Here is a 21,301-nt window from a genome sequence, read left to right as displayed (position 1 = left end):
AAGTGGCATAGTGCGTGCAAACAATTCAGACAATAAAAAATAACCTCGGAGTCTCGCTATGCCCGGATGGCCCACCTCACTGCAACCCGATGGCGAAACGCTGCGGACAATACAGCAGTGCCCGCCGTGTGATGCACGAATTCCTTCCGGCTGGCACGCTCAGTGGGAGCATGTCTGGGCGCCACTGGCGGCGTATCTTGCAGAGACAATCAAGTCCTCTGACGTCCCACCTGTTATCGGAGTTCATGGCGGCCAGGGATCAGGAAAAAGCACCCTGTCTCTCGCATTGAAGGATATCTACAAACAGGCTTTCGACTGGAATGTGGTCGTTGTATCTATTGATGATCTCTATCTCAGTCACGCCGACCGTAAGAATCTTAGCAAGACGATTCACCCACTTCTGCAGACGCGTGGCGTTCCGGGCACCCATGAAGTCGAGCGCGGCATAAGCTTGTTTGAAACCTTACGCTCACTGGATGCAGGAGCACAATGCCAGATACCGGCATTCGACAAAGCGAGTGATGACCGCCTGCCCGAGTCCGAATGGCATACAGTCAAAGGCCCTGTTGATGCCATTCTGTTCGAAGGCTGGTGTGTGGGTTGCCAGTCGGTTGATGATGCACTGCTCACTGCTCCCATTAATGATCTTGAAGCAAATGAAGATCCGGATGGCACCTGGCGCGGCTGGGTAAACCAGCAACTCGCTGGTGATTATAAGACCTGGTTCAGCATGATTGATTACTTGCTGATGCTCAAAGTCCCTGACATGAGTGCTGTCCAACGGTGGCGCACTGAACAGGAAGTCGGCAATAAAAAAATGGCGAAAGGCGGAACTGACCGCAGTCTTGATGACGCTGGCATCAGGCGCTTCATACAACATTATGAGCGACTGACCCAACAGGCGTTGACCCGACTGCCGGATATTGCCAATCTGGTACTCGTGATTAACGACGCGCACAAAGTTGCCGACGTCCAACCGGGAAGCCCAACCTAATGAGTTCAATTCCTACATTACCTGTTATTGTCCTGACTGATCTGGATGGGACTCTCCTCGACCACCACGACTACAGCACATCAGCCGCACGTGAAGCTCTGAATTTTCTTCAACAGCACCATATTCCGCTGATATTCAATACCAGTAAAACGCAGCCAGAAGTAATTCAGTTACGGCGTCAGCTGGCTAATACATCTCCCTATGTGTGCGAGAACGGTGGCGCTATCTACTACGTAGACAGCGATGACAAATGGCATTGTGAACTCCCCGGCGCAGGTTACGCAGATATACTGAAAGTGCTCAATCAGTTGCGCAAAGACGGATTTAATTTCCGTGGTTTCAACGATATGACGGACACCGAAGTCGCAGCCATTACAGGGTTGTCGATCGATGACGCGCACCACGCACGCCAGCGAGCAGCCACCGAACCTCTGCTCTGGCGCGGCGAAAAATCCGAAATTACTGTATTCCGCGAAGCATTGCTGGCACACGGCATGAGGCTACTCAAAGGCGGCCGTTTCTATCATGTGATGGGCGATGCTGATAAAGCGTCTGCCGTTACTTTTTTTAAAGACTTCTATCGTCAACACTGGGGGCTCAACGAAGCTCCTTTGGTGATTTCACTCGGCGATGGGGAGAATGACCGTGCCATGCTCGAAGCCTCGGACTACCCGGTTGTGATACCGGGCGAATCCGATACTCTTGAGCTGAATAACCCTGAAGCTCAGACCGCTGAATTTAAGGGCCCTAAGGGCTGGAATAACACCTTACTACCATTGTTAGAAAAACTGCTTAAGGAGAATTGCGGTGGCTGATTTTTATCAGAACGGCATTGTAACCACGCTACATAACCTGACCGACCGTCCGGTGGAAGACCTTGAACGCGAACTGATGAGCTTCTCACGCCTGCGGCCTATGTCGCTGGTTCTGCCATCCCTGTTCTCGGAACTTGAGGGCCCTGCGCTATCCAACATTATCGATGAAGTCGCCCAGGTGCCTTACCTGAATGAGATCGTGATTGGCCTCGACCGCGCAGATCAATCTCAATATGAATTTGCTCAGAAATTCTTCTCCAAGTTACCACAGCACCACCGCATCCTCTGGAACGATGGCCCACGTCTACGCAAGCTGGATGAAATGCTGGCAGAGAAAGGCCTGTCCCCCACCGAAATGGGTAAAGGTCGCAACGTCTGGTACTGCTACGGCTACGTTCTTGCCAGTGGCCGCGCCGAGTCTGTTGCGCTTCATGACTGCGATATTGTTACCTACGACCGTAGCTTGCTGGCACGCCTGATTTATCCAGTTGCTCACCCTGGTTTTAATTACGTCTTTGGTAAGGGTTACTACACACGCATTGCTGAGCAAAAAATGAATGGTCGAGTCAGCCGGTTGCTGGTAACGCCCCTGCTTCGCGCTCTCAAGAAAGTCTATGGTTCACTCGATTTTCTTGAATACCTGGACAGCTTCCGTTACCCACTTTCCGGTGAATTTTCTATGCGCGCAGATGCGCTTAACGATATTCGCATACCGAGCGACTGGGGTCTCGAGATCGGTGTTCTTTCAGAAATGAAGCGTAACTATGCAACCAATCGTATCTGCCAGGTCGATATTGCAGATGTTTACGACCATAAACACCAGCCTCTGTCAGAAGCAGATGCAAGCGCAGGCCTGTCGAAGATGAGCACAGACATCTGTAAAGCTATCTTCCGTAAGCTGGCAACCCAGGGCGAAGTTTTCACAACCGAAACCTTCCGTACGATCAAAGCAACCTACTTCCGCGTGGCACTCGATTTTATCGAAACCTACCACAATGATGCACGTATGAACGGCCTCGAACTGGATCGTCACTCAGAAGAAAAGGCTGTTGAGTTGTTTGCTGAAAATATCATGAATGCCGGTGAGCACTTCCTGGCGAACCCAATGGAGACACCATTTATTCCTAGCTGGAACCGGGTGATTTCTGCAGTACCTGATATTCTCGACCGTCTTTATGAAGCGGTAGAAGCTGACAACAGCGAATTTGGGGATATCTGATAACTCAGGTAGCTTCAGAAAAAAGCCCCGCACTGCGCACTGCGGGGCTTTTTTATCAGGTCATTATCAAGCTCTGAAACTCAGGTGTTTGATAACCACACCGTCTGGTACGGATACAGTACCAGCTCGTCTTCAACAATACGTTTCTCATGCGCAAGCAAATCAGACAAGCCATTTTCAAGAAAGCCCAGCGTAGCCAGAGGTAGTTTCAGAATACGCTCGGTCACGTTGGAAATTGCGAATATACGCTGACTGTTATCTTCGCTGGTGCGCTTCAGAATAAAGAGGTCGGTATTAATTTTGACCACGTCCTGGCGGGCATCCGGGCTGAAGGCTGGCTGGGCCCGACGAATTCTCAGCATACGGGTAAGCTCGGTAAAGACTTCGGCCTGAGGCGTCACTGGATTCGAGAGCAGGTATTCCAGCTCATGCTCTTCCCAGATGCGGCGATTAATCGAGCGTGTACGCCCCGTCTGTTCAACATGCTCCAGATCATTCGGAGACGCCGTCAGACTGTGAATATAGACCGCAGGAATCCCCTGCATGGCCAGCATTATTGCCTGAGAACACAGGAACCGCTGTACTTGATGATGATCCGGGCCACGACGGGTTCCCATACAGGCATCGAACAAGGTGATATTAATTTCATACGGGCTTTCGGAGCCGTCGCTATTGGCCTTCATGCTTACGAATCCGCCGAAGCGGTGCATAGAGTCGATCAGATCCTGAACTTCCCGCTCAGGTAGCAAGCCTTCGACAGGACGGACACCAATACCATCATGAGACGCTGTAAAATTCAGGTAACTACAGCCCTCAGGGAGAGGTGGAATGGCATCAGCCCAGTCACTCAGAAAGGAGGCATTACCGCGGTTTAATGCGTGCAGCACCAGTGGCGGTAATCCAAACTGGTAGACCATATGAGCTTCGTCTGAATTACCGAAGTAGCTCAGATTTTCTTTTACCGGCACGTTGGTTTCTGTAATAACGACGACTTCCGGTGCAACGAAATTCACGATATCACGTAGTAATTTTACCGCAGCGTGCGTTTGACTGAGGTGCAGACAGGTCGTGCCTAACTGCTTCCATAAAAATGCCACGGCATCGAGGCGGATAAAGCGCGCGCCCTGCTCGATATAAAACAGGTAGATTTTAACAAACTCGAAAAGGACCTCGGGGTTTGCAAAATTAAGGTCAATCTGATCTTCAGAGAATGTCGCCCAGACATGACGAACACCCCGGTGCGTGTGCACGGGCGTCAACAATGGTGTGTTGCGGGGCCGAGTTACCAGTGAGACATCCGTGGCCGGGTCAACTTCAATAAAATAATCTGTGTAGGGTTCCCGGTTACCGATGTAATCAATAAACCACAGGTTTTCGCGCGAGCAATGATTAATCACCAGATCAATCATCAGATCAAAATTATCAGCGATCGAGGCAACGTCCTCCCATGTGCCCCAATCCGGGTGTACCTGGCGATAGTCAATAACAGAAAAACCATCGTCAGAGCTATACGGAAAAAACGGTAGAATGTGGACCGAATTTATAACATCCGCGAGTCGCTCTTTAAGAAAATCGGAGAGCGTTTTCAACGGCATTTCATCGGCGGTCTGAACGCTATTACCATAGGTAATGAGAATGACGTCTTCTTCTGACCAACGTTTATGTCCGGTTGCTGTGGGTACTTCGAGCACGCACCGGGATGTTTTATCTGCAAAACACTGACAGATGGTCAGAATTTCCCGTGCGATCTGTTGGTTGTTCTGCGCGTCACCATAAATCTCTGTAACACGTTGGGTAAATTGATCCAGTGCCGCCTGAGTCATGCGTTTCCCTTAAATATCTGAAGCCAGGTCTTTTATCGCTTGCCAGTTCCGTGCCGACATCAGATCAGGAGGAGTTAACCAGCTACCTCCCACGGCAAACACGTTATCCAGTGCAAGGAAATCGTGGTACGTCTCAGCGCTGATTCCACCTGTAGGACAGAAGCTGACCTCAGGCATGGGGGCTCCTATGGCTTTCAGCATAGAGCGACCGCCACTTGGAACCGCAGGAAAGAATTTCATTTTTGTGAAGCCGGCTTCGCGTGCCTGCATAACTTCACTCGGTGTCGCCACACCGGGTAGGAAAGGCCCACCCCACTCCGATGCAGCGGCCAGCAGATTCGGCGTAAACCCCGGACTTACAGCGAATTGCGCGCCCCGATTCAGTGCAGCGTGTAACTGATCTGGCGACGTAACGGTGCCGACACCGATAATCGCCTCTGGCACGTTACGGCTGATTTCACTGATAGCGGCCAGAGCTGCCGGCGTCCGCAAGGTTACTTCAAGCAATTTCACACCGCCGGCAACAAGCGCCTGTGCCATAGGTACAGCGGTATCAATATCATCAATGACAATCACCGGCATTACAGGCTTTGATTTTGTAAGCCACTCATCCCACATACTTATCACCCTCCATAATCACACGCCTCCAAGACTGATTGCACCTTCATCCGCTGGCCCTGCCAGTGCTCTGAATCCGGCAAATAGTTCGCGCCCGACACCGTGCGACGACGCACTGACATCGAGCGGATCACGCGTTTCTGCAAGACGTTCCTCAAACCCCGCCGTTGCCACCTCAAGTGTTCCGGCATGACCGTCAAGGCGGATCAGGTCTCCATCTTCAATATAGTGAAGCGGACCATCAACCAAAGCTTCAGGGCTGAGGTGTATCGCTGCAGGCACTTTTCCTGATGCACCAGAAAGCCGACCGTCAGTCACCAGTGCAACCCGATATCCGGCTTCCTGCAGGTTAGTCAGTGCTGGCGTCAGTTGATGCAGTTCTGGCATCCCGTTCGCCCGTGGTCCCTGCCCCTTCACCACGACAATCACGTCCTGATTCAGCTCGCCAGCCTGATACGCCGTCAGTACCTCTTGCTGATCCAGAAAGACACGCGCCGGGGCTTCAATGACCCAGCGGTCATCAGGCACTGCAGAAACCTTCATGACAGCACGCCCAAGGTTTCCACTCACTAGCTTCATGCCCCCCTCACGCAGAAACGGCGCGTGCGCAGGTGCCAACACAGACAGGTCTGCGGACTCAGCAGCCACATCCTCCCAAGCAAGTTCACCGGACGCATCAAGCACAGGCTTTCTGCACCACTGGCGTAAACCTTCACCCAGGATAGTATTCACGTCTTTATGTAGGAGCCCCGCATCGAGCAGTTCTCTGATCAGGAAAGGCATACCACCCGCCACCTCGAACGCATTCACGTCGGCGCTGCCATTGGGGTACATACGGGTCAGTAATGGCACAACATCGGACAGCTCCGCCATGTCCTGCCAGTCGATAACAATGCCGGCCATTCGGGCAATGGCGACGAGATGGATGCTGTGATTCGTAGAACCACCGGTCGCCAGCAGACCCACCATGGCATTCACCATGACTTTCTCATCAACGATTCTGGCGATCGGCATATAGCCGGGTTCCAAGGCGGTGATTTCAGCCAACTGATGCGCTGCGGCCCGGGTCAGGGCATCTCTTAATGGGCCGTTCGGGCTGACAAAAGACGATCCGGGTAACTGCAACCCCATGATCTCCATCAGCATCTGGTTGGAATTCGCGGTACCGTAAAAGGTACAGGTGCCTTCGCTGTGGTAGGACCCCATTTCGCTTTTGAGTAGCTCGGCCTCGCCAACATCCCCCCGGGCGTATGCCTGGCGGGTCTTGGCTTTATCCGAATTGCTGATACCACTGTGCATCGGGCCAGACGGAACAAATACCGCGGGTAAATGGCCAAAACGCAGTGCCGCCATCAACAGCCCCGGAACAATTTTGTCACAGATGCCCAGCATCAGACTGCCATCAAATACTTGATGTGACAGTGCAACCGCAGTGCTCATGGCGATCACATCACGGCTGAACAAAGACATTTCCATCCCGGTCTGACCTTGAGTAACACCATCGCACATTGCCGGAACTCCGCCTGCAACCTGCGCGACGTGATGCTTTTCTGCCAGATAAGTTTTCAATTTTTCGGGATAGTGGCGATAAGGTGCGTGTGCCGAAAGCACATCGTTGTACGCATTAATGATGGCAACGTTAGCGCCGCGACTGCTGCTCGTCAGAATCATTTTTTCATCGTCACTGGCAGAAGCATAATCATGCGCCAGATTCGTACAGCTTAAAGCTGTTCTCACCGGCCCCTGCTGCGCAGCGTCTTCCATCTGAGACAGATACCTGGCTCTCGTATCGAGACTTCGCTGACGAATTTTTTCTGTAACGTCTTCAATAATGCGATGCGTCATTACTCGCTCCGGAAAATACTTAATGGAACCTGAGACTGGTACAGCACGGTACGGATCGGCATCGCGCTGATGTTCTGCCGCTCATCCTCTTTCTGAGCCTGGGCATAAACACGATTTTTTTCATCCCCCTCAAAATGAAGGTACAGATGACGGCAATTAGACAGAAGCCCCCAGGTCAGCGTCATGCGCGGCAGGTCCACGGGTTCATCAGTGACTGGGCAACACCAGGCTGCATTTCCTTCATCAAGGCACTTAGGTAGCGCTGCAGAACCTGGAAACCAGGACGCAGTATGGCCATCATTGCCCATACCGAGAACGGCAAAATCGAGCCTGACCATTAATTCGTGAAGGCTGTTTTCACACTCCATAAAACCGTCGACAGGATTAGTTGCAGCATTTTTTAATGGCAGAAAATACGCTTGTTCTGCTTCGTTCTGCAGCAGGTGGCGACGCACCAGCGCAGCGTTACTTGCCGCGTCATCCAAAGGTACCCAGCGCTCATCAACGAGAGTGATACGTACTTTACTCCAGTCCAGCTTTCGCTTTGAAAGTTCTTCAAGAAAACGTACCGGCGTTGACCCACCGCTTACTGCAATACACACGCGACCACGCGCCTCAATCGCTTCACGCATTTTTCCTGCGAGGTCATCAGCCAGCTGGCGAGCCAGTGCATCTGCTGATTTAAATCTGTTGTCTGTCATTTATCGTATCTCCATTATTATTATCGACGAACTCAACTGTTCTCATCCCACAAGCGACCATCGCGTGCGAGTAACAGAGTAGCGGCCGCTGGGCCCCAGCTACCTGCGGTATAAGGTTCTGGACGTTGCTCCTGCTCTTCCCAGTGTTTAATAATCGGGTCCACCCAGCGCCAGGCTTCCAGCAATTCATCATCCCGTAAAAACAAGGTAGCGTTTCCGCTAAGCGCATCAAAAAGGAGTCGTTCATAAGCCTCCGGGACGCGGGTCTGTCGCTGATTCGATGGATTCAGGCTGAGATTCATCGGGCGAACATTCATACCTGGGCCAACACGCTTTTCACACAACATCAGCCGCACCCCCTCATCCGGCTGAAGTCTGAATATCAGTTTATTGGCCATGGTATTTTTATGCTGCAGCGGAAAAATCGAGTGTGGAATTTCTTTAAACTGCACTACGATCTCGCAGGCACGCTCAGCCAGGCGCTTACCGGTACGAAGATAAAAAGGCACCCCGGCCCAGCGCCAGTTGTCGATCTCTACCTTCGCTGAAATAAAGGTTTCAGTCAGAGACTTGTGATGCACACCGGGTTCATCACGGTAGCGTGGAACGGGTTTCCCCTCCGCGACACCAGAATCGTACTGACCTCTCACCACATTCTCATTAATCGCGGTGCCTGTAATCGGCTTGAGCGCCTTCAGTACTTTTACTTTCTCGTCGCGTACGGCATCTGGCTCAAGCTTGGCCGGCGGCTCCATCGCGGTGATACATAATAGTTGCAGCAAGTGATTCTGAAACATATCCCGCATTGCCCCGACATGCTCGTAGAAGCCTGCGCGCTGCTCAACACCAAGTTGCTCAGAAATCGTAATCTGGATATGGTCGATGTAATTCTGATTCCACTGCGATTCGAACAGCGAATTCGCAAACCTCAGTACCATCAGGTTCTGAACCGTTTCTTTTCCGAGGTAGTGGTCGATACGGTAGATCTGCTTTTCTTTGAAGTACTCAGCTACGGTGTCATTGATCGCCTGTGCAGTACCAAGGTCGTGACCAATCGGCTTCTCAAGAACAATCTTACTCTGACTCTGTATCAGGCCGGCGTCATGCAGTCCCTTACATACTGGCGTGTAAAGATCAGAACCAGTCGCCATGTAATACAACCGGTTGATGTCATCGGAAGACAGGGTCTTACTCAGGTTCTTGTATCCCTGGTGATCGTTCACGTCATGCGTCAGGCAATGCACCTTACTCAGGAAGCGATCGAGAGGTTCCTTTTCCAGATAATTAGAGGGCACATGCGACTTGACCGATTTCTCGATTTTGGCCACGAACTCGTCTCTATTCATGTCGCGACGCGTTACCGCATAGATGGCGCCATCGGGCAGGCGTCCGTCTCTCTCCAGTAAAAACAGTGCTGGCATCAGCTTACGCAAAGCCAGATCACCCAGCCCACCGAACAGAACCAGTTCAAACGGTGCATCAATGTGCATTCATTACCTCCGGTGATTCATTTTGGGGCGTAGCTTCATCCTCTCACGGCTTCCACTTACCTTCCAATCAATACTTGAAGCCAGCCTGCTTTTCCTGAGCGCCCGCATCGAATGCTTCATGGGCAAAGGCCGGCTCTACTCAGATAGCAAGCACGTTCCATACCGTCGGCATCATACTTGCACCATTGTGATTCAGGGCGAGCGTTTCCGTGCTCGATAAAAAATCAGGGCGATACTGCAGGGTGACGCAAAACGGTAACAAATCTGCCATAATCTGCCCCCTAATCAGAGGTTACAAACTACATGTCTGAACAAGGAAAGACGTCAATGATTCGCAAATGCCTATTCCCGGTAGCCGGATACGGAACCCGCTTCCTCCCAGCAACCAAAGCAATGCCCAAAGAGATGCTCCCGATCGTTAACAAGCCGCTCGTACAGTATGGCGTAGAAGAAGCAACTGAGGCTGGTATTGATCGCATAGGTTTCATCACAGGCCGTGGTAAACGTGCCATTGCTGACCATTTCGATATCTCCTACGAGCTCGAAAAAGAAATCGAAGGTTCTGGTAAGGAAAGCCTGCTGACCTCTATCCGCACCCTCATCGATGAAAACGAATTTGCCTTCAAACGCCAGAACCATATGAAAGGTCTGGGCCACGCGATTCTGTCCGGCAAATACCTGATGGGTGACGAGCCATTTGCCGTTGTTCTGGCCGATGACCTATGTGTTGCTGGTGACGACGGTGAAGGCGTACTGGCTCAGATGGTTAAAGTCTTCTCTCAGTTCCGCTGCTCTATTGTTGCAGTACAGGAAGTGCCTGAAGACGAAGTGCATAAGTACGGCGTGATTGCTGGCGAAGAGATGAAAGACGGCCTCTTCCGCGTAACCGATATGGTTGAGAAGCCAGCCAAAGAAGATGCACCAAGCAATCTGGCGATTATTGGCCGCTACATTCTGACACCGGACATCTTCGACAAGATCGAAGATACACCTCCGGGCAAAAACGGTGAGGTTCAGATCACTGATGCCCTGCTGAAGCAGGCTCAGGAAGGCTGTGTACTGGCGTATAAGTTCCGCGGTACCCGCTTCGACTGCGGTAGCATCGACGGTTTCGTTGAAGCGACCAACTATGTCTACGAGAATATCTTCAAACAGGGCAAATAAGCCCTCGTCTGAGGATACGCATCAGGGCTGCCGCGCAGCCCTGATGTTTCCTCTATCTTTTTGTTTTCTATGATTTTTTGAAACAAAGGTGTTGACGACATCCGGGTAAATCCGTAATATTCGTCCCGCTGTTGAGATGTTCCCCGATAGCTCAGTCGGTAGAGCAGTAGACTGTTAATCTATTGGTCGCTGGTTCAAGTCCAGCTCGGGGAGCCACTTCTTTTTCCAAGGTCGGCGGCATGGTACAAGGACACGCGATTGACAGCTCCCTGCAGCCAGCGTCACTCTCTCGAAAATCTTTCCTGATACACAGCACTACCGTCCTTCTCGGGCTATTTATTTGTGCTTCGCTTATCACATTGGGCTCAGTCCTCTTTACCGGATTAAATCTAAAAGCACCTCAGTTTCTGAACGTGCTGTGCGGATCACTGATCGGCTATCTTATTTCGAGCGTTACTCTCCATAACCTGGGCAGATTCCCCGGGAATAGACCACTGTCTTACATGATCCCGGTGCTTACGGTTTCTCTGCTATCTATTACTGCAGTTATCATATTCACGCGTATCGATTATTCGCGCTCGGTTTTACTTCTATCCTTGTGTGTAGTTCCAATCGTCACATACTCCGAATTCAAGCTCAGACAGCACTTGCAAACTGGACGCTACGCAGTTATTCCATTTGGTTTCTACCAGGAATTAATCAGGCTGAACCCATCCAAGTTCTATGCACTTGAAAAGCCATCGTTTACCGCCCCTGACACGATCGGCATCATAGTGGATAGCAATGAGCAGCTCCCTGCAGAATGGCAGCAATTCATTGCAGAAGAGCTCTCAAAAGACACTCCCGTAATGGATTCAGTAGCTGCCTATGAATCAATTTCAGGAAAAAGCCCTCTCGACCACTACGGCGAGCTTGCAGGACATGAGCTCCTACCCTCGCAAGCTTACCTGACTGCGAAGCGTTTGCTTGAGTCGTCTCTCATACTAGCCACTTCACCTGTTACCGTGCCTTTCATCATCATAGTAGCCATAGCGGTAAAGTTAGAATCAAAGGGACCAGCCTTCTTTGTACAGCGTCGAGTAGGCAAGGGTGGTCGTGAGTTCAGCATGTACAAAATCCGTAGTATGCGTACTGACTCTGAAGCGAACGGTGCTCAATTCGCGGGCGAAGATGACCCACGAATTACACGTATAGGTAAATTTATACGGAAAATGCGGATTGATGAGCTTCCGCAGTTTTTGAATATCCTGAAGGGTGATATGGCTCTTATAGGCCCACGCCCCGAGCAAGCAGCTTTCGTTCAAGAGTTTGAAAAAGTCATTCCCTTGTATAGCTTCCGGCACATCGTGAGGCCAGGCATTACTGGCTGGGCACAAGTAACTCACGGCTACGCTGCTGATGAAGATGAGACGCGAGAAAAACTTGCTCACGATTTTTACTATGTAAAAAATCTGAGCATTTGGCTGGACCTAGACATCGTCTTTAAGACGATAAAGACGATGTTGACAGGGTTCGGGGCTAGATAAATGAGCAGTGATCTATGTTCTGAACTAGTATCTATTATCATGCCGACCTACAACTCGGAGCGTACTGTCAAAGAGTCGATACAATCGGTATTGGAACAGACCTACCCTAATTGGGAACTATTAATTACAGATGATCACTCAAGTGATGGAACCATCGAAGCAGTGGCATCATTTAATGACTCACGTATTAAACTATTCAGGCTAAACGAGAATAGTGGAGCTGGGGTCGCGAGAAACAACTCTATTCGAAATGCTGCCGGTCGCTATATAGCTTTTCTTGATTCAGATGACCTTTGGGACCCGAACAAGTTAAGTGATCAGATACTATTCATGCAACGAAATAACTACTATTTCACCTACACATACTACCAAAAGTTGACGAGTGGAGTACCTGGATCAATTGTCAAAGCTCCAGCGCATATCACCTACAATAAGCTATTATATTCAAACTGTATTGGCTGTTTAACTGTAGTGTACGACCAACTAAAGCTGGGCAAGAGGTACATGCCTAAGATCCGAAAACGCCAAGATATGGCACTCTGGCTTGAACTACTCAAAACTACGGAGAAAGCATTCTGCCTTCCCAAAAACTTAGCAAAGTACCGAACAGATACTGGAATGACACGCCGAAAAGTATCTGTTGTGAAAGCACAGTGGCATTTTTATCGGAATGTAGTAGGACTTTCGTTCCTTGAATCAGTTACTAAGATGATTATTTACTCAATAAAAGGATTACAAAAGAAACTTCTATAACCTCCTCTCTATCAAAATCTTAATAAGTGAAAGCAATGCTTTAAACCCAATTTTATTAATATTCTTCAGGCAGAATAATATAAATAGTGGAATATAAAAAAATCTACCAAATATATATTTAAAAGCAATCAGTCGAGACATAATTCCGACACCGGAATTTAATGACATTCCGCTGCTAATCGCTGGATGCGCGCATATTGTAATCGGCACATAAGTGACACTAGCACCTTTATCAATAATTCTAGAAAGAAATACCGGCTCATCACAACAAGGATAGCGAGCACCGGCTCCAAGATCTTCAGGAAATTTAATAGAATGCTCGATCAAAAACTCTCTTTGGCACGCTATTTCTATCGTACCTACAGATAAAATAGAAAGACGTGTGTGCCTCTTTGAGAATTCTGAGAATTCTTTCGTAAAGCCACCTTCCGTAGAAGCAACTCGAAAAGTACATGCCACTGAATTCTGCAATGCACCGACCACTATATCATACAGGTTATCGGTATAGACAACGTCATCATCGCAAAATAAAATATAATCAGAAGTTGCTAGAGTTATAGCTAAATTACGACTCTTCGTAACCCCATATGAAAATTGTTTAACATAAGTGACGTCACTCCTCTGCTGGAAAAACTTATTAACTCTATCGAATCCTTCAGATCTCATAGTTTGATGAACTATTATAATCTTCTGGCCCTCTTTATATTTAGGTAGAGTAGATATCAAGTCATATATCCGATCCTCATACGTTGAAAAGAGCAGATCTAAACAAGCCATAATTTTTCCCAATTTCACCTTAGAAGATATACAAATACAAATAGGGCTCTGAATAAGCCACAGTGCCTAAACGCCAGAAACGACAAACGTAGATTTTTATATAAAGCCCACCTTGTACTACTGCCTGACTTCCTACCAAACAACATGTAGTGACAATCGTCAATACTAGTTAGAAACTTCGAATATTTACTTAAGACAGTAGCGCTACCAGAAGATTGCAGATCAGCCATCGTACGAGAAACACTAGAATCAAGTATACGGTACTTGAACAAGATCTCTGGTGTATTCGCCATTCGAATACCAGCTGATCTTAGACGAAGCCATAATTCGTAGTCTTCATAGGAGCGACATTCGATGGCATACCTCAGGTTTGGGCCTAAAATATCACGATCAAATATTACCGATGGATGACAGAAAGAAGATCCAAACTCCAACAGCCATGAATTTAGGAAAGGTACACTTGACAGCTTTCTCACCCCAACAGGTTGATCAGCTTTGTCTATATATTCATAGCTACAGCCCACTACCCCCAGCCGATACCTATCCATTAATTGAAGTTGCTTCTCGAACCGTTCTGGTAATGAAATATCGTCGGCATCCATTCTGGCGATATATCTGTACCTGGCATGCGAAAGTCCTTCATTTAACGTCGCTATAAGGCCCCTATTTTCACGAGTGTAAAGCCTTATTCTGGGATCATCAAATTGTTTGAGAATATCAAGTGACGAATCAGACGAGCCATCATCAATACAAATCAGTTCAAAATCACGGAAAGTCTGCGATAAAATACTCTGAACTGCGCGTTCAATATAACTTTCAGCATTATATACTGGAAGGATAACTGATATGTATCTATTGGACATTTACTATATTACTCCTTAACCCAATCATAAGGCCTAATGTCCTCTATAGTTTTGCCGAAAAATATAGAGTATGGAATAGATGGACTTCGCGTACCAACTTTCGAATGCAATACCAAGCTAATTAAGAACAATATAGAAATCAATAAGAAAAATATCGCAAGAAATTGCCGCGGCCTTACACTAATAAATAGTTTCGGTACCAATAATACCAAGGAAAAAAGATAGTAATAACTGACCCTAGTCCCAGCAAAACCTATCGGTTGAAATGTATTATACAAAACGACCCCCAAAATAAAGACATCAAAATAGAACCGACGATATACATCTCCTCGATACTGTCCCAATGCTAAAAATAACGATGACAAAATAAAAATAAAGAATTGAAATACCGCTCCCCCCTTATTAGGACTGTCAAGATAGTGAGAGTAACCAGGAACTAAAACAGAAACCATATATTTAGCCAGAGGAAATGCAAAAAAAGAAGATATCAAGACCAGTACGTACACCATCCAGTGGAATCGTCGGGAATATAGGTAGTATAAAGGAAGCGCTATTATAGACGTATAATGAATCGAGCTTGCGAGGAGCACAATCAGAAAATAGCTAACCACTCTCCTTTCGAAGATATATCGAAACCCATAGTAAACTAATATTAGGGCTGAAAACTGTCTTATAAAATTAAAAGACATTAAGAAGAAAAAAGGAATTGCGATAAACACCATCAAAGAAACAACCGGGAAGTCGCTAAAATCCCTAATGACAAGATAGAAAAAATAATAAAAGAAAAATGATGTTAGTATAAAATATAGCTGAAAAAACTCTAGGTAGCTTGACAGCTTAATGAGGATACCGTGAAAAAAACCGAAACGTCTGAAAGTCTCAGTGTCGCCACCGTAATCTGCTATCGCTGTGTAATAAGACAAAAAGTCATAACCAACATCAAAGCGAATAGCAGAAAAAACGAAAAGGAACAAGAACGACAGCTCTAGTCTATATTTAAACTTTGTGAGAAGTAACCATGCAATTAAAACTTGAAATAGAATATAAACTAACAAAGTTCACCTCACATCTTATTCTGATCTATGCAATAAATAAAATAAAGTAAGGGCAACCCACACAAACCAACGAGAGCTATACTAAATAACAACGATGTTGACGAAAATAAGAATGATATTGCAAAATAGAACGTTGCGACTACTAGCAAGCTAGCTACATAGCGCTTAGAGATTGACATCCCTACTGGCAGTAACTTTCGCATAGAGATAAACATCAGACTAAAGGTAACTGCCCCACCCACACCTATAGTGAGCGGAATACCCCACTCATAGCCGGTGAAATCGACGCTGTAAAGAATAATCAGCCATAAAGATAACCCTCCTGCATATGGCCAAGCAGTGCCCCCTGTCCTTAATTCAGATTGAGATATCCAATAAAGTACATTTGTTGCTGCTCTTGAAAACTCTATAATCACCGCAATCGATAAGAGAAGCCAAACACCGTGAAACTTGGGGTCGACAAGAATCACTAATATGCTCTTCGAAAAGACAAATATAAACATCAGGATACATAAATATATCTTAATTATTCTCGAGAAATAGTCTTCAAATATAGCTACCCTTTCTTCTTTATTAGCATGAGTTATATCTTTATAGAAAAGCGGGAGATAATATTGGTTCACAAGGCTTTCAATCGCTCCGAAGATTGCAGCAGCAACAGCAATAGCTACAGAAACCTTCGCTAAAACCTCGACACTGTATATATCATTAATCACAAATCTATAACCGCTATTATTAGCCCACTGCAGTAATAGAGTAACCACCAAAGGCGCGCAGAATAGAACTATACGCTTAAATTCATCTCCATTGTATATCTGAAGACCTACTCTTGATTTATCCAAAGAAAAAACTATATATAGAGATGGGATAAGAAGAAGTAGTTGTCCAATAGCAAGTCCTGCGTACCATGCTAAAGCGCTTTTCTGATAGAAAGATATCAACACCACAGAAAACAGTAAACCAAGTGAAAGATACGCTGTATTTATAATAACAAATGCTAAACGATGACCTAGTATATTAATAGAGTTCGATATAACTAATGTTGTACCGCCGAGTAAAGCTAAGGCTATAACAAGATAAAATGGTTCAATTTCAAAATTTTGGCTAAGGCTAAGAGCGTAGTACGCGACGCCAGTTACAGCCAGGCCAAGTAAAATTAACAACAACCTATAAAACAGTAATATTAGAGAAGCGGATACTAGAACTCCGTTTAAACTATAATCTATAACTTTCCTGTTAAAATATTGTCCTGGTGCATTCAATAGACCAAAATTTAGTAAGGTCATCACAGCAAGAACCAGATAGTACTTACCTACCTCAACTTCAGACAAATAACTGGTCATCAACCTGACGGATATGAGTGCAATCGATACCTGTAAAATTTTTCCAACTACGAGTGCTAATACTCCTGTTTTGATACCACCTAACTTGATCATTAAAGCCTGGCCCAATTACCAGGAACTAGATCCTCAGAGCTTAGCGTTTTGCTCTGAAACCACTTATCTGGCGCAACAACAACCTTTTCTTCGTTTCTATTTAACCACGCTGCCCACCAACTAAACGTACTATTAGAAATAATATTGTGTTTACATAGACTCATCAAATGCATATCCAACTCAGGAGCATTCTCTTGACCACTTATATATATGCATTCGTAATCCAGTTTTAAGTTACTCTTGCACCATTCGATATCATCCGAAAAAACATATATCTTTGCACTTTTCTCTTTCGATGACTTCAATACGAACTCAACTGCACTTGAAAAATAATTTAACTTACAAAGACCATGAACATCATTAGCAGAAGCATTTGTCACATAATCGCCTCTTCTGACGTGCACAGAAATACTATTATTACAGCTCTTTATGTCGTGAATCTGCTGCCTTATGGGTAGTAAGCTAGCGTCTTTAACTGAAATTTCTTCTAGTAACCTCTCTCTAATACTAGAGAAGTATTTTTCGGACTGGAAATACCCATAAATTGTCGCTCCCGGCCCTAAGCTAAGTACTGCGGGATCAAATTCTATCGAATCCTCTATATATAAATCGCTCCTCAGCCCAAACATCGACAATAAACGTTGGAACTTAACGCTGTTAATCGCTTTATATACTCTCCCAGCGTGAGAATAAATTTCACAGTTATGATTCATATTCTGAATACGCAGGGGGTGAACATTATAATAGAGATAATTTGAAGTATCCAGACGTAAGGGAACGCCCCACTTGAGTGAAAGAGCCCTACCTGTCGCGTACTGAAATAATTGGTTTCCTAAGCCCCCGTTTAGTTTTACCGTAATCATAAACTATCCTCCAAACACTGAAGTATCAAATCAGGAAAACGATTAGCTTCGAACTGATTAGATTCTTTTGAGTTCAAGAACCTTTCAATCTCACGCTGGCGACTATTGAATTCATCTTCTGAAACTCCAACAAGGTAATTATGTAACTCATCATATGAACTGAATACTCCAAAATCTATGTAGCACCCTGAGGGGATGTAATCTGATATATTTGGGGCTCCAAGATAGACAGGAATACAGCCTGCCATTAGTGAGTCAAATATTTTTTCTGATATATAGCCAGGAAATCCTGAAGCGTTTTCAAAGCAAATACTATATCTATAGTTTCTAAGGGTATCATTTTTAGATGTTACCCTTCCACTATACGATGGATACGTTTTCTTAGCGAAGTTCGAAAATGGAGTAAGTTTATTCAACAATCTATTTTTGAAACTACCATCATTAGTAAACTCATCCCAGCCTATTCCATACAAATCAAAATCCTCAGGGGCATTATTTTCAAACCATGATATTGCTCGCTGCCTTTCGGAGTATAGCTCCAGAGGATGGTTAACCATTTTATTTGCTGAAATTAAAGCACACAGTTTTCTTTCCCCGAATGAAGGGGCATTTATGAAGTCATATGGGCGATTAAGTTTATGAGTATAGTTAAACTTTCTAAAATTAGGGATAGATAGATAATTGTCATTCCATGAGAGTATATAATCAAAAGCATCAAATTCCGATGACGGTGCATTCTCTGGTTTTATAATTTCGTTTTCAAAGAGACATAGAATTTTTATGGCAGAGGTGTTTTCAATGCCGTTAACAGGGTAGTCAAAATATATAACAAGTTCAGAATCTGAAGGCCGATTAATATCACAAGTTGAAAGCTCATATCCTTTCGCTTTTAATCTCTCTTTTAAGAGCCATATGGAATAGCCATAGTTATCCCTATTGACCGCACAGTCATCAATGTCAAATATTTTATTATTCAGATGGTAATCAACTACCAAACTAGCCTTTTTATACATTTTCAGTAATTCTTTTAAATATTAATCTAGCGTCCGTTGGGCTATAGGTCCACCATTCAGATTTTTCAATACTAGCGATACGATCATTTGAGAACCGGTATTTAATTACCCTAGCAGGAGCCCCTACAACGACGGCATAACGAGGAACACTTTTAGTAACAACACTATTAGCACCGATTACAGCTCCTCGCCCAATAACAACACCTCTCAATACAATAGAATCAGCCCCAATCCATACATCCTCCTCGATGATGAGGTCTTCCTTTGTCAGCTCATCATAAGCACTCTCATAGAATAACGAATTTGTGCTTATTCTTGTAATATCATGCTCACCCTGACCAATTGATACACCATTAGCAATTGAGACATAGGAACCGATGTTAGCTCTGGTCACGTTACAATATTTCCCGATGTATACGTATGAACCTATAGTACTCGCCGGGTCAATTGCGGTACCAACCTTAACTTGTGATCCCTTACCAATAACAACGCTACGATGTACTTCAGAGGATTCTACTAGCACGTCCTTACGAAATATATTTACAACACTGTTCACAGTATTCGCAACTATCTTTCGTAAGCCTAAAAATATCCTGTCTACAGTATCCATATCTTAGCCTTGTGCAATCATTGATAAAAGGTACGCTGAGCTATGGTTATGCCACCCTTCATCAGACTTTAGCAGTCGAAACTAGCGTTTGGTTAAAGCCACGCAATACATCGAAGAATTCCAAGCTGCTCCGATGCCCGCAACCCGACAAAAATTGTTCAAAATAGAATATTCAAAAACATGACAGGGCTTGCGTTGAACTATTCGCGAAAATCGTCCTGGTGTTCTAAAAACCACGCATACGTACTGGCCAGACCTTCTTTCAGCTCGATGTTGTACGTCCAACCTAGTTTCTTAAGCGTATCCACATTCATGAGCTTGCGCGGTGCACCATCTGGCTTGGTCGTATCAAAGGTAATTTTGCCTTTATACCCGACCACTTCGGCCATGGTGTGTGCCATCTCTGAGATAGTGCAGTCCACACCCGTACCCACATTAATATGCGACAGCATAGGCTCAGTGCATGACTGATAGATTTCATCACTCACATTCGCCACAAAAATACTGGCCGCGGCCATATCGTCCACGTGCAAAAACTCTCGCATTGGTTTGCCCGTGCCCCATACCACCACTTCTGGCACATCATTGAGCTTGGCTTCATGAAAGCGACGCATTAACGCAGGAATAACGTGGGAGTTATCAGGATGGAAGTTATCGTTTTCGCCGTACAGGTTCGTTGGCATCACGCTACGGTAGTTACGACCATACTGACGGTTGTAACTTTCGCAGAGTTTAATACCAGCAATCTTAGCGATTGCGTACGGTTCGTTGGTCGGTTCAAGAGTCCCAGTAAGCAAAGCGCTCTCGGACATTGGCTGCTCGGCCAGCTTAGGATAGATACAGGATGAACCCAGGAACAACAGATCATTCACTCCCGCCAGGTGCGCGGAGTGAATTATATTGCATTCGATCATGAGGTTCTCGTAGATGAACTCCGCTGGATAGGTATTGTTGGCAATAATGCCACCTACCTTAGCCGCAGCCAGATACACCTGGTCAATATTCTCTTCTTCAAAGAATGCCTGGACCTCTGCCTGATTCAGAAGGTTGAGCTGAGTGCGGTCTCGCACAATCAGCTCAACGTCTGTTTGCTCTGACAGCTGACGAACGATGGCTGATCCCACCATTCCCTTGTGTCCAGCAACGAATATGCGCTTCATAGCTCTACCTCTCTCCTTGCCTGAGGCTCAGCTTTCAATCGCAACAGCGACATCAAAGCCATGCTCTTTTAGCAGGGCATGCTGCTTCGCTTTCTGTAGGTCCGACTGAACCATCTCAGCGCACATTTCTTCAACGGTGATTTCTGGCGTCCAGCCCAGCTTATTCTTCGCATTTGAAGGATCACCCAACAGGGTTTCTACTTCTGCAGGGCGGAAGTATTTAGGGTCAACGCGAACGATGGTGTCACCGACGTTCAGAGCTTTAGCATTGTCGCCCTCGATCGCTTCAACGATGGCAACTTCTTCAACACCTTCGCCTTCAAAGCGCAGTGTAATACCCAGCTCTTTAGCGGACAGGCGAACAAATTCACGAACAGAAATCTGCTTACCCGTAGCGATTACAAAATCTTCTGCGGTGTCTTGCTGCAGCATCATCCACTGCATACGTACGTAGTCTTTGGCGTGCCCCCAGTCACGGAGTGCATCCATGTTGCCAAGATACAGACACTTCTCGAGGCCTTGAGAGATGTTCGCCAGAGCGCGGGTGATCTTACGGGTAACGAAGGTTTCGCCACG

20 protein-coding genes and 1 tRNA gene are annotated in these 21,301 nt (G+C 46.3%); 7 read left to right on the top strand and 14 right to left on the bottom strand.

What is annotated here, in order from left to right; genetic code table 11:
• The first annotated feature begins 58 nt into the window (after positions 1–58).
• From B2067_RS03130 to B2067_RS03120, 3 genes are read left to right on the top strand one after another with little or no spacing between them, the layout of a single operon-like run.
• Positions 59–994, top strand: a complete 936-nt coding sequence (locus B2067_RS03130) for a hypothetical protein (protein ID WP_301387410.1) — start codon at positions 59–61, stop codon at positions 992–994.
• Positions 994–1,809, top strand: coding sequence for an HAD-IIB family hydrolase (locus tag B2067_RS03125; RefSeq protein ID WP_301387409.1), 816 nt, complete (start codon positions 994–996; stop codon positions 1,807–1,809). The genes B2067_RS03130 and B2067_RS03125 overlap by 1 nt, the downstream gene beginning before the upstream one ends.
• Entirely contained in the window at positions 1,802–3,028 is a 1,227-nt protein-coding gene (locus B2067_RS03120; protein ID WP_076516155.1) for a glycosyl transferase, read from the top strand. The genes B2067_RS03125 and B2067_RS03120 overlap by 8 nt, the downstream gene beginning before the upstream one ends.
• An 80-nt stretch (positions 3,029–3,108) precedes the next feature.
• On the opposite strand, the gene B2067_RS03115 is transcribed toward B2067_RS03120, so the two are convergent.
• Genes B2067_RS03115 through zwf form a run of 5 tightly spaced genes read right to left on the bottom strand, consistent with a single transcriptional unit; the run spans position 3,109 to position 9,505 of the window.
• Positions 3,109–4,851 (bottom strand): sugar phosphorylase, encoded by a 1,743-nt coding sequence (locus tag B2067_RS03115; RefSeq protein ID WP_076516153.1) that lies wholly within the window; start codon positions 4,849–4,851, stop codon positions 3,109–3,111.
• Between the two features lie 9 nt (positions 4,852–4,860).
• A complete protein-coding gene (gene eda, locus B2067_RS03110) occupies positions 4,861–5,469 on the bottom strand; it encodes a bifunctional 4-hydroxy-2-oxoglutarate aldolase/2-dehydro-3-deoxy-phosphogluconate aldolase (protein WP_076516151.1) in 609 nt (202 codons plus the stop codon).
• 18 nt (positions 5,470–5,487) lie between these two features.
• On the bottom strand, positions 5,488–7,314 hold the full coding sequence (gene edd, locus B2067_RS03105; RefSeq protein WP_301387408.1) for a phosphogluconate dehydratase: 1,827 nt from the start codon (positions 7,312–7,314) through the stop codon (positions 5,488–5,490).
• Entirely contained in the window at positions 7,314–8,015 is a 702-nt protein-coding gene (pgl, locus tag B2067_RS03100) for a 6-phosphogluconolactonase (RefSeq protein WP_068440872.1), read from the bottom strand. The genes edd and pgl overlap by 1 nt, the downstream gene beginning before the upstream one ends.
• A 32-nt stretch (positions 8,016–8,047) precedes the next feature.
• Entirely contained in the window at positions 8,048–9,505 is a 1,458-nt protein-coding gene (zwf, locus tag B2067_RS03095) for a glucose-6-phosphate dehydrogenase (RefSeq protein ID WP_301387407.1), read from the bottom strand.
• Between the two features lie 327 nt (positions 9,506–9,832).
• Here zwf and galU point away from each other — a divergent pair, with 327 nt between their 5' ends.
• The 4 genes from galU (at position 9,833) to B2067_RS03075 (ending at position 12,948) form a co-directional block, all read left to right on the top strand.
• The gene (galU, locus tag B2067_RS03090) at positions 9,833–10,669 is read left to right on the top strand and encodes a UTP--glucose-1-phosphate uridylyltransferase GalU (protein ID WP_068440867.1); all 837 of its coding nucleotides are present in this window, start codon (positions 9,833–9,835) and stop codon (positions 10,667–10,669) included.
• 140 nt (positions 10,670–10,809) lie between these two features.
• A tRNA-Asn gene (locus B2067_RS03085) sits at positions 10,810–10,885 on the top strand.
• 431 nt (positions 10,886–11,316) lie between these two features.
• Positions 11,317–12,195: a sugar transferase gene (locus B2067_RS03080; protein WP_301387406.1), complete on the top strand. Its 879-nt coding sequence runs from the start codon at positions 11,317–11,319 to the stop codon at positions 12,193–12,195.
• The gene (locus tag B2067_RS03075) at positions 12,196–12,948 is read left to right on the top strand and encodes a glycosyltransferase family 2 protein (protein ID WP_301377477.1); all 753 of its coding nucleotides are present in this window, start codon (positions 12,196–12,198) and stop codon (positions 12,946–12,948) included.
• Here the strand turns inward: B2067_RS03075 and B2067_RS03070 are convergent.
• The 9 genes from B2067_RS03070 to B2067_RS03035 all read right to left on the bottom strand — a co-directional run.
• Positions 12,943–13,725: a glycosyltransferase gene (locus tag B2067_RS03070; RefSeq protein ID WP_301377479.1), complete on the bottom strand. Its 783-nt coding sequence runs from the start codon at positions 13,723–13,725 to the stop codon at positions 12,943–12,945. The two genes, B2067_RS03075 and B2067_RS03070, sit on opposite strands and share 6 nt — an antisense overlap.
• A gap of 14 nt (positions 13,726–13,739) precedes the next feature.
• Positions 13,740–14,588 carry a glycosyltransferase gene (locus tag B2067_RS03065; RefSeq protein WP_301377481.1) on the bottom strand — a complete coding sequence of 283 codons (849 nt, stop codon included), beginning with the start codon at positions 14,586–14,588 and terminating at the stop codon, positions 13,740–13,742.
• An 8-nt stretch (positions 14,589–14,596) separates the two neighbouring features.
• Entirely contained in the window at positions 14,597–15,562 is a 966-nt protein-coding gene (locus tag B2067_RS16060) for an EpsG family protein (RefSeq protein WP_369598038.1), read from the bottom strand.
• Between the two features lie 89 nt (positions 15,563–15,651).
• A complete protein-coding gene (locus B2067_RS03060; RefSeq protein ID WP_301387404.1) occupies positions 15,652–17,079 on the bottom strand; it encodes an oligosaccharide flippase family protein in 1,428 nt (475 codons plus the stop codon).
• A complete protein-coding gene (locus tag B2067_RS03055; protein ID WP_301377484.1) occupies positions 17,079–17,942 on the bottom strand; it encodes an alpha-1,2-fucosyltransferase in 864 nt (287 codons plus the stop codon). Before B2067_RS03055 ends, B2067_RS03060 begins: the two co-directional genes overlap by 1 nt.
• On the bottom strand, positions 17,939–18,955 hold the full coding sequence (locus tag B2067_RS03050; protein WP_301377486.1) for a glycosyltransferase family 10 domain-containing protein: 1,017 nt from the start codon (positions 18,953–18,955) through the stop codon (positions 17,939–17,941). The genes B2067_RS03055 and B2067_RS03050 overlap by 4 nt, the downstream gene beginning before the upstream one ends.
• Entirely contained in the window at positions 18,948–19,565 is a 618-nt protein-coding gene (locus B2067_RS03045; protein WP_301377488.1) for a CatB-related O-acetyltransferase, read from the bottom strand. Before B2067_RS03045 ends, B2067_RS03050 begins: the two co-directional genes overlap by 8 nt.
• 200 nt (positions 19,566–19,765) lie before the next feature.
• Entirely contained in the window at positions 19,766–20,725 is a 960-nt protein-coding gene (fcl, locus tag B2067_RS03040; protein ID WP_301377490.1) for a GDP-L-fucose synthase, read from the bottom strand.
• A 27-nt stretch (positions 20,726–20,752) separates the two neighbouring features.
• A partial coding sequence (locus B2067_RS03035; RefSeq protein WP_301387403.1) for a GDP-mannose 4,6-dehydratase occupies positions 20,753–21,301 on the bottom strand: 549 nt, incomplete at its 5' end.

This window comes from Thalassolituus sp. UBA2590 (assembly GCF_002339775.1).
Classification (GTDB): domain Bacteria; phylum Pseudomonadota; class Gammaproteobacteria; order Pseudomonadales; family Oceanobacteraceae; genus Thalassolituus.
This window is presented reverse-complemented; position numbering and strand designations above follow the sequence as displayed.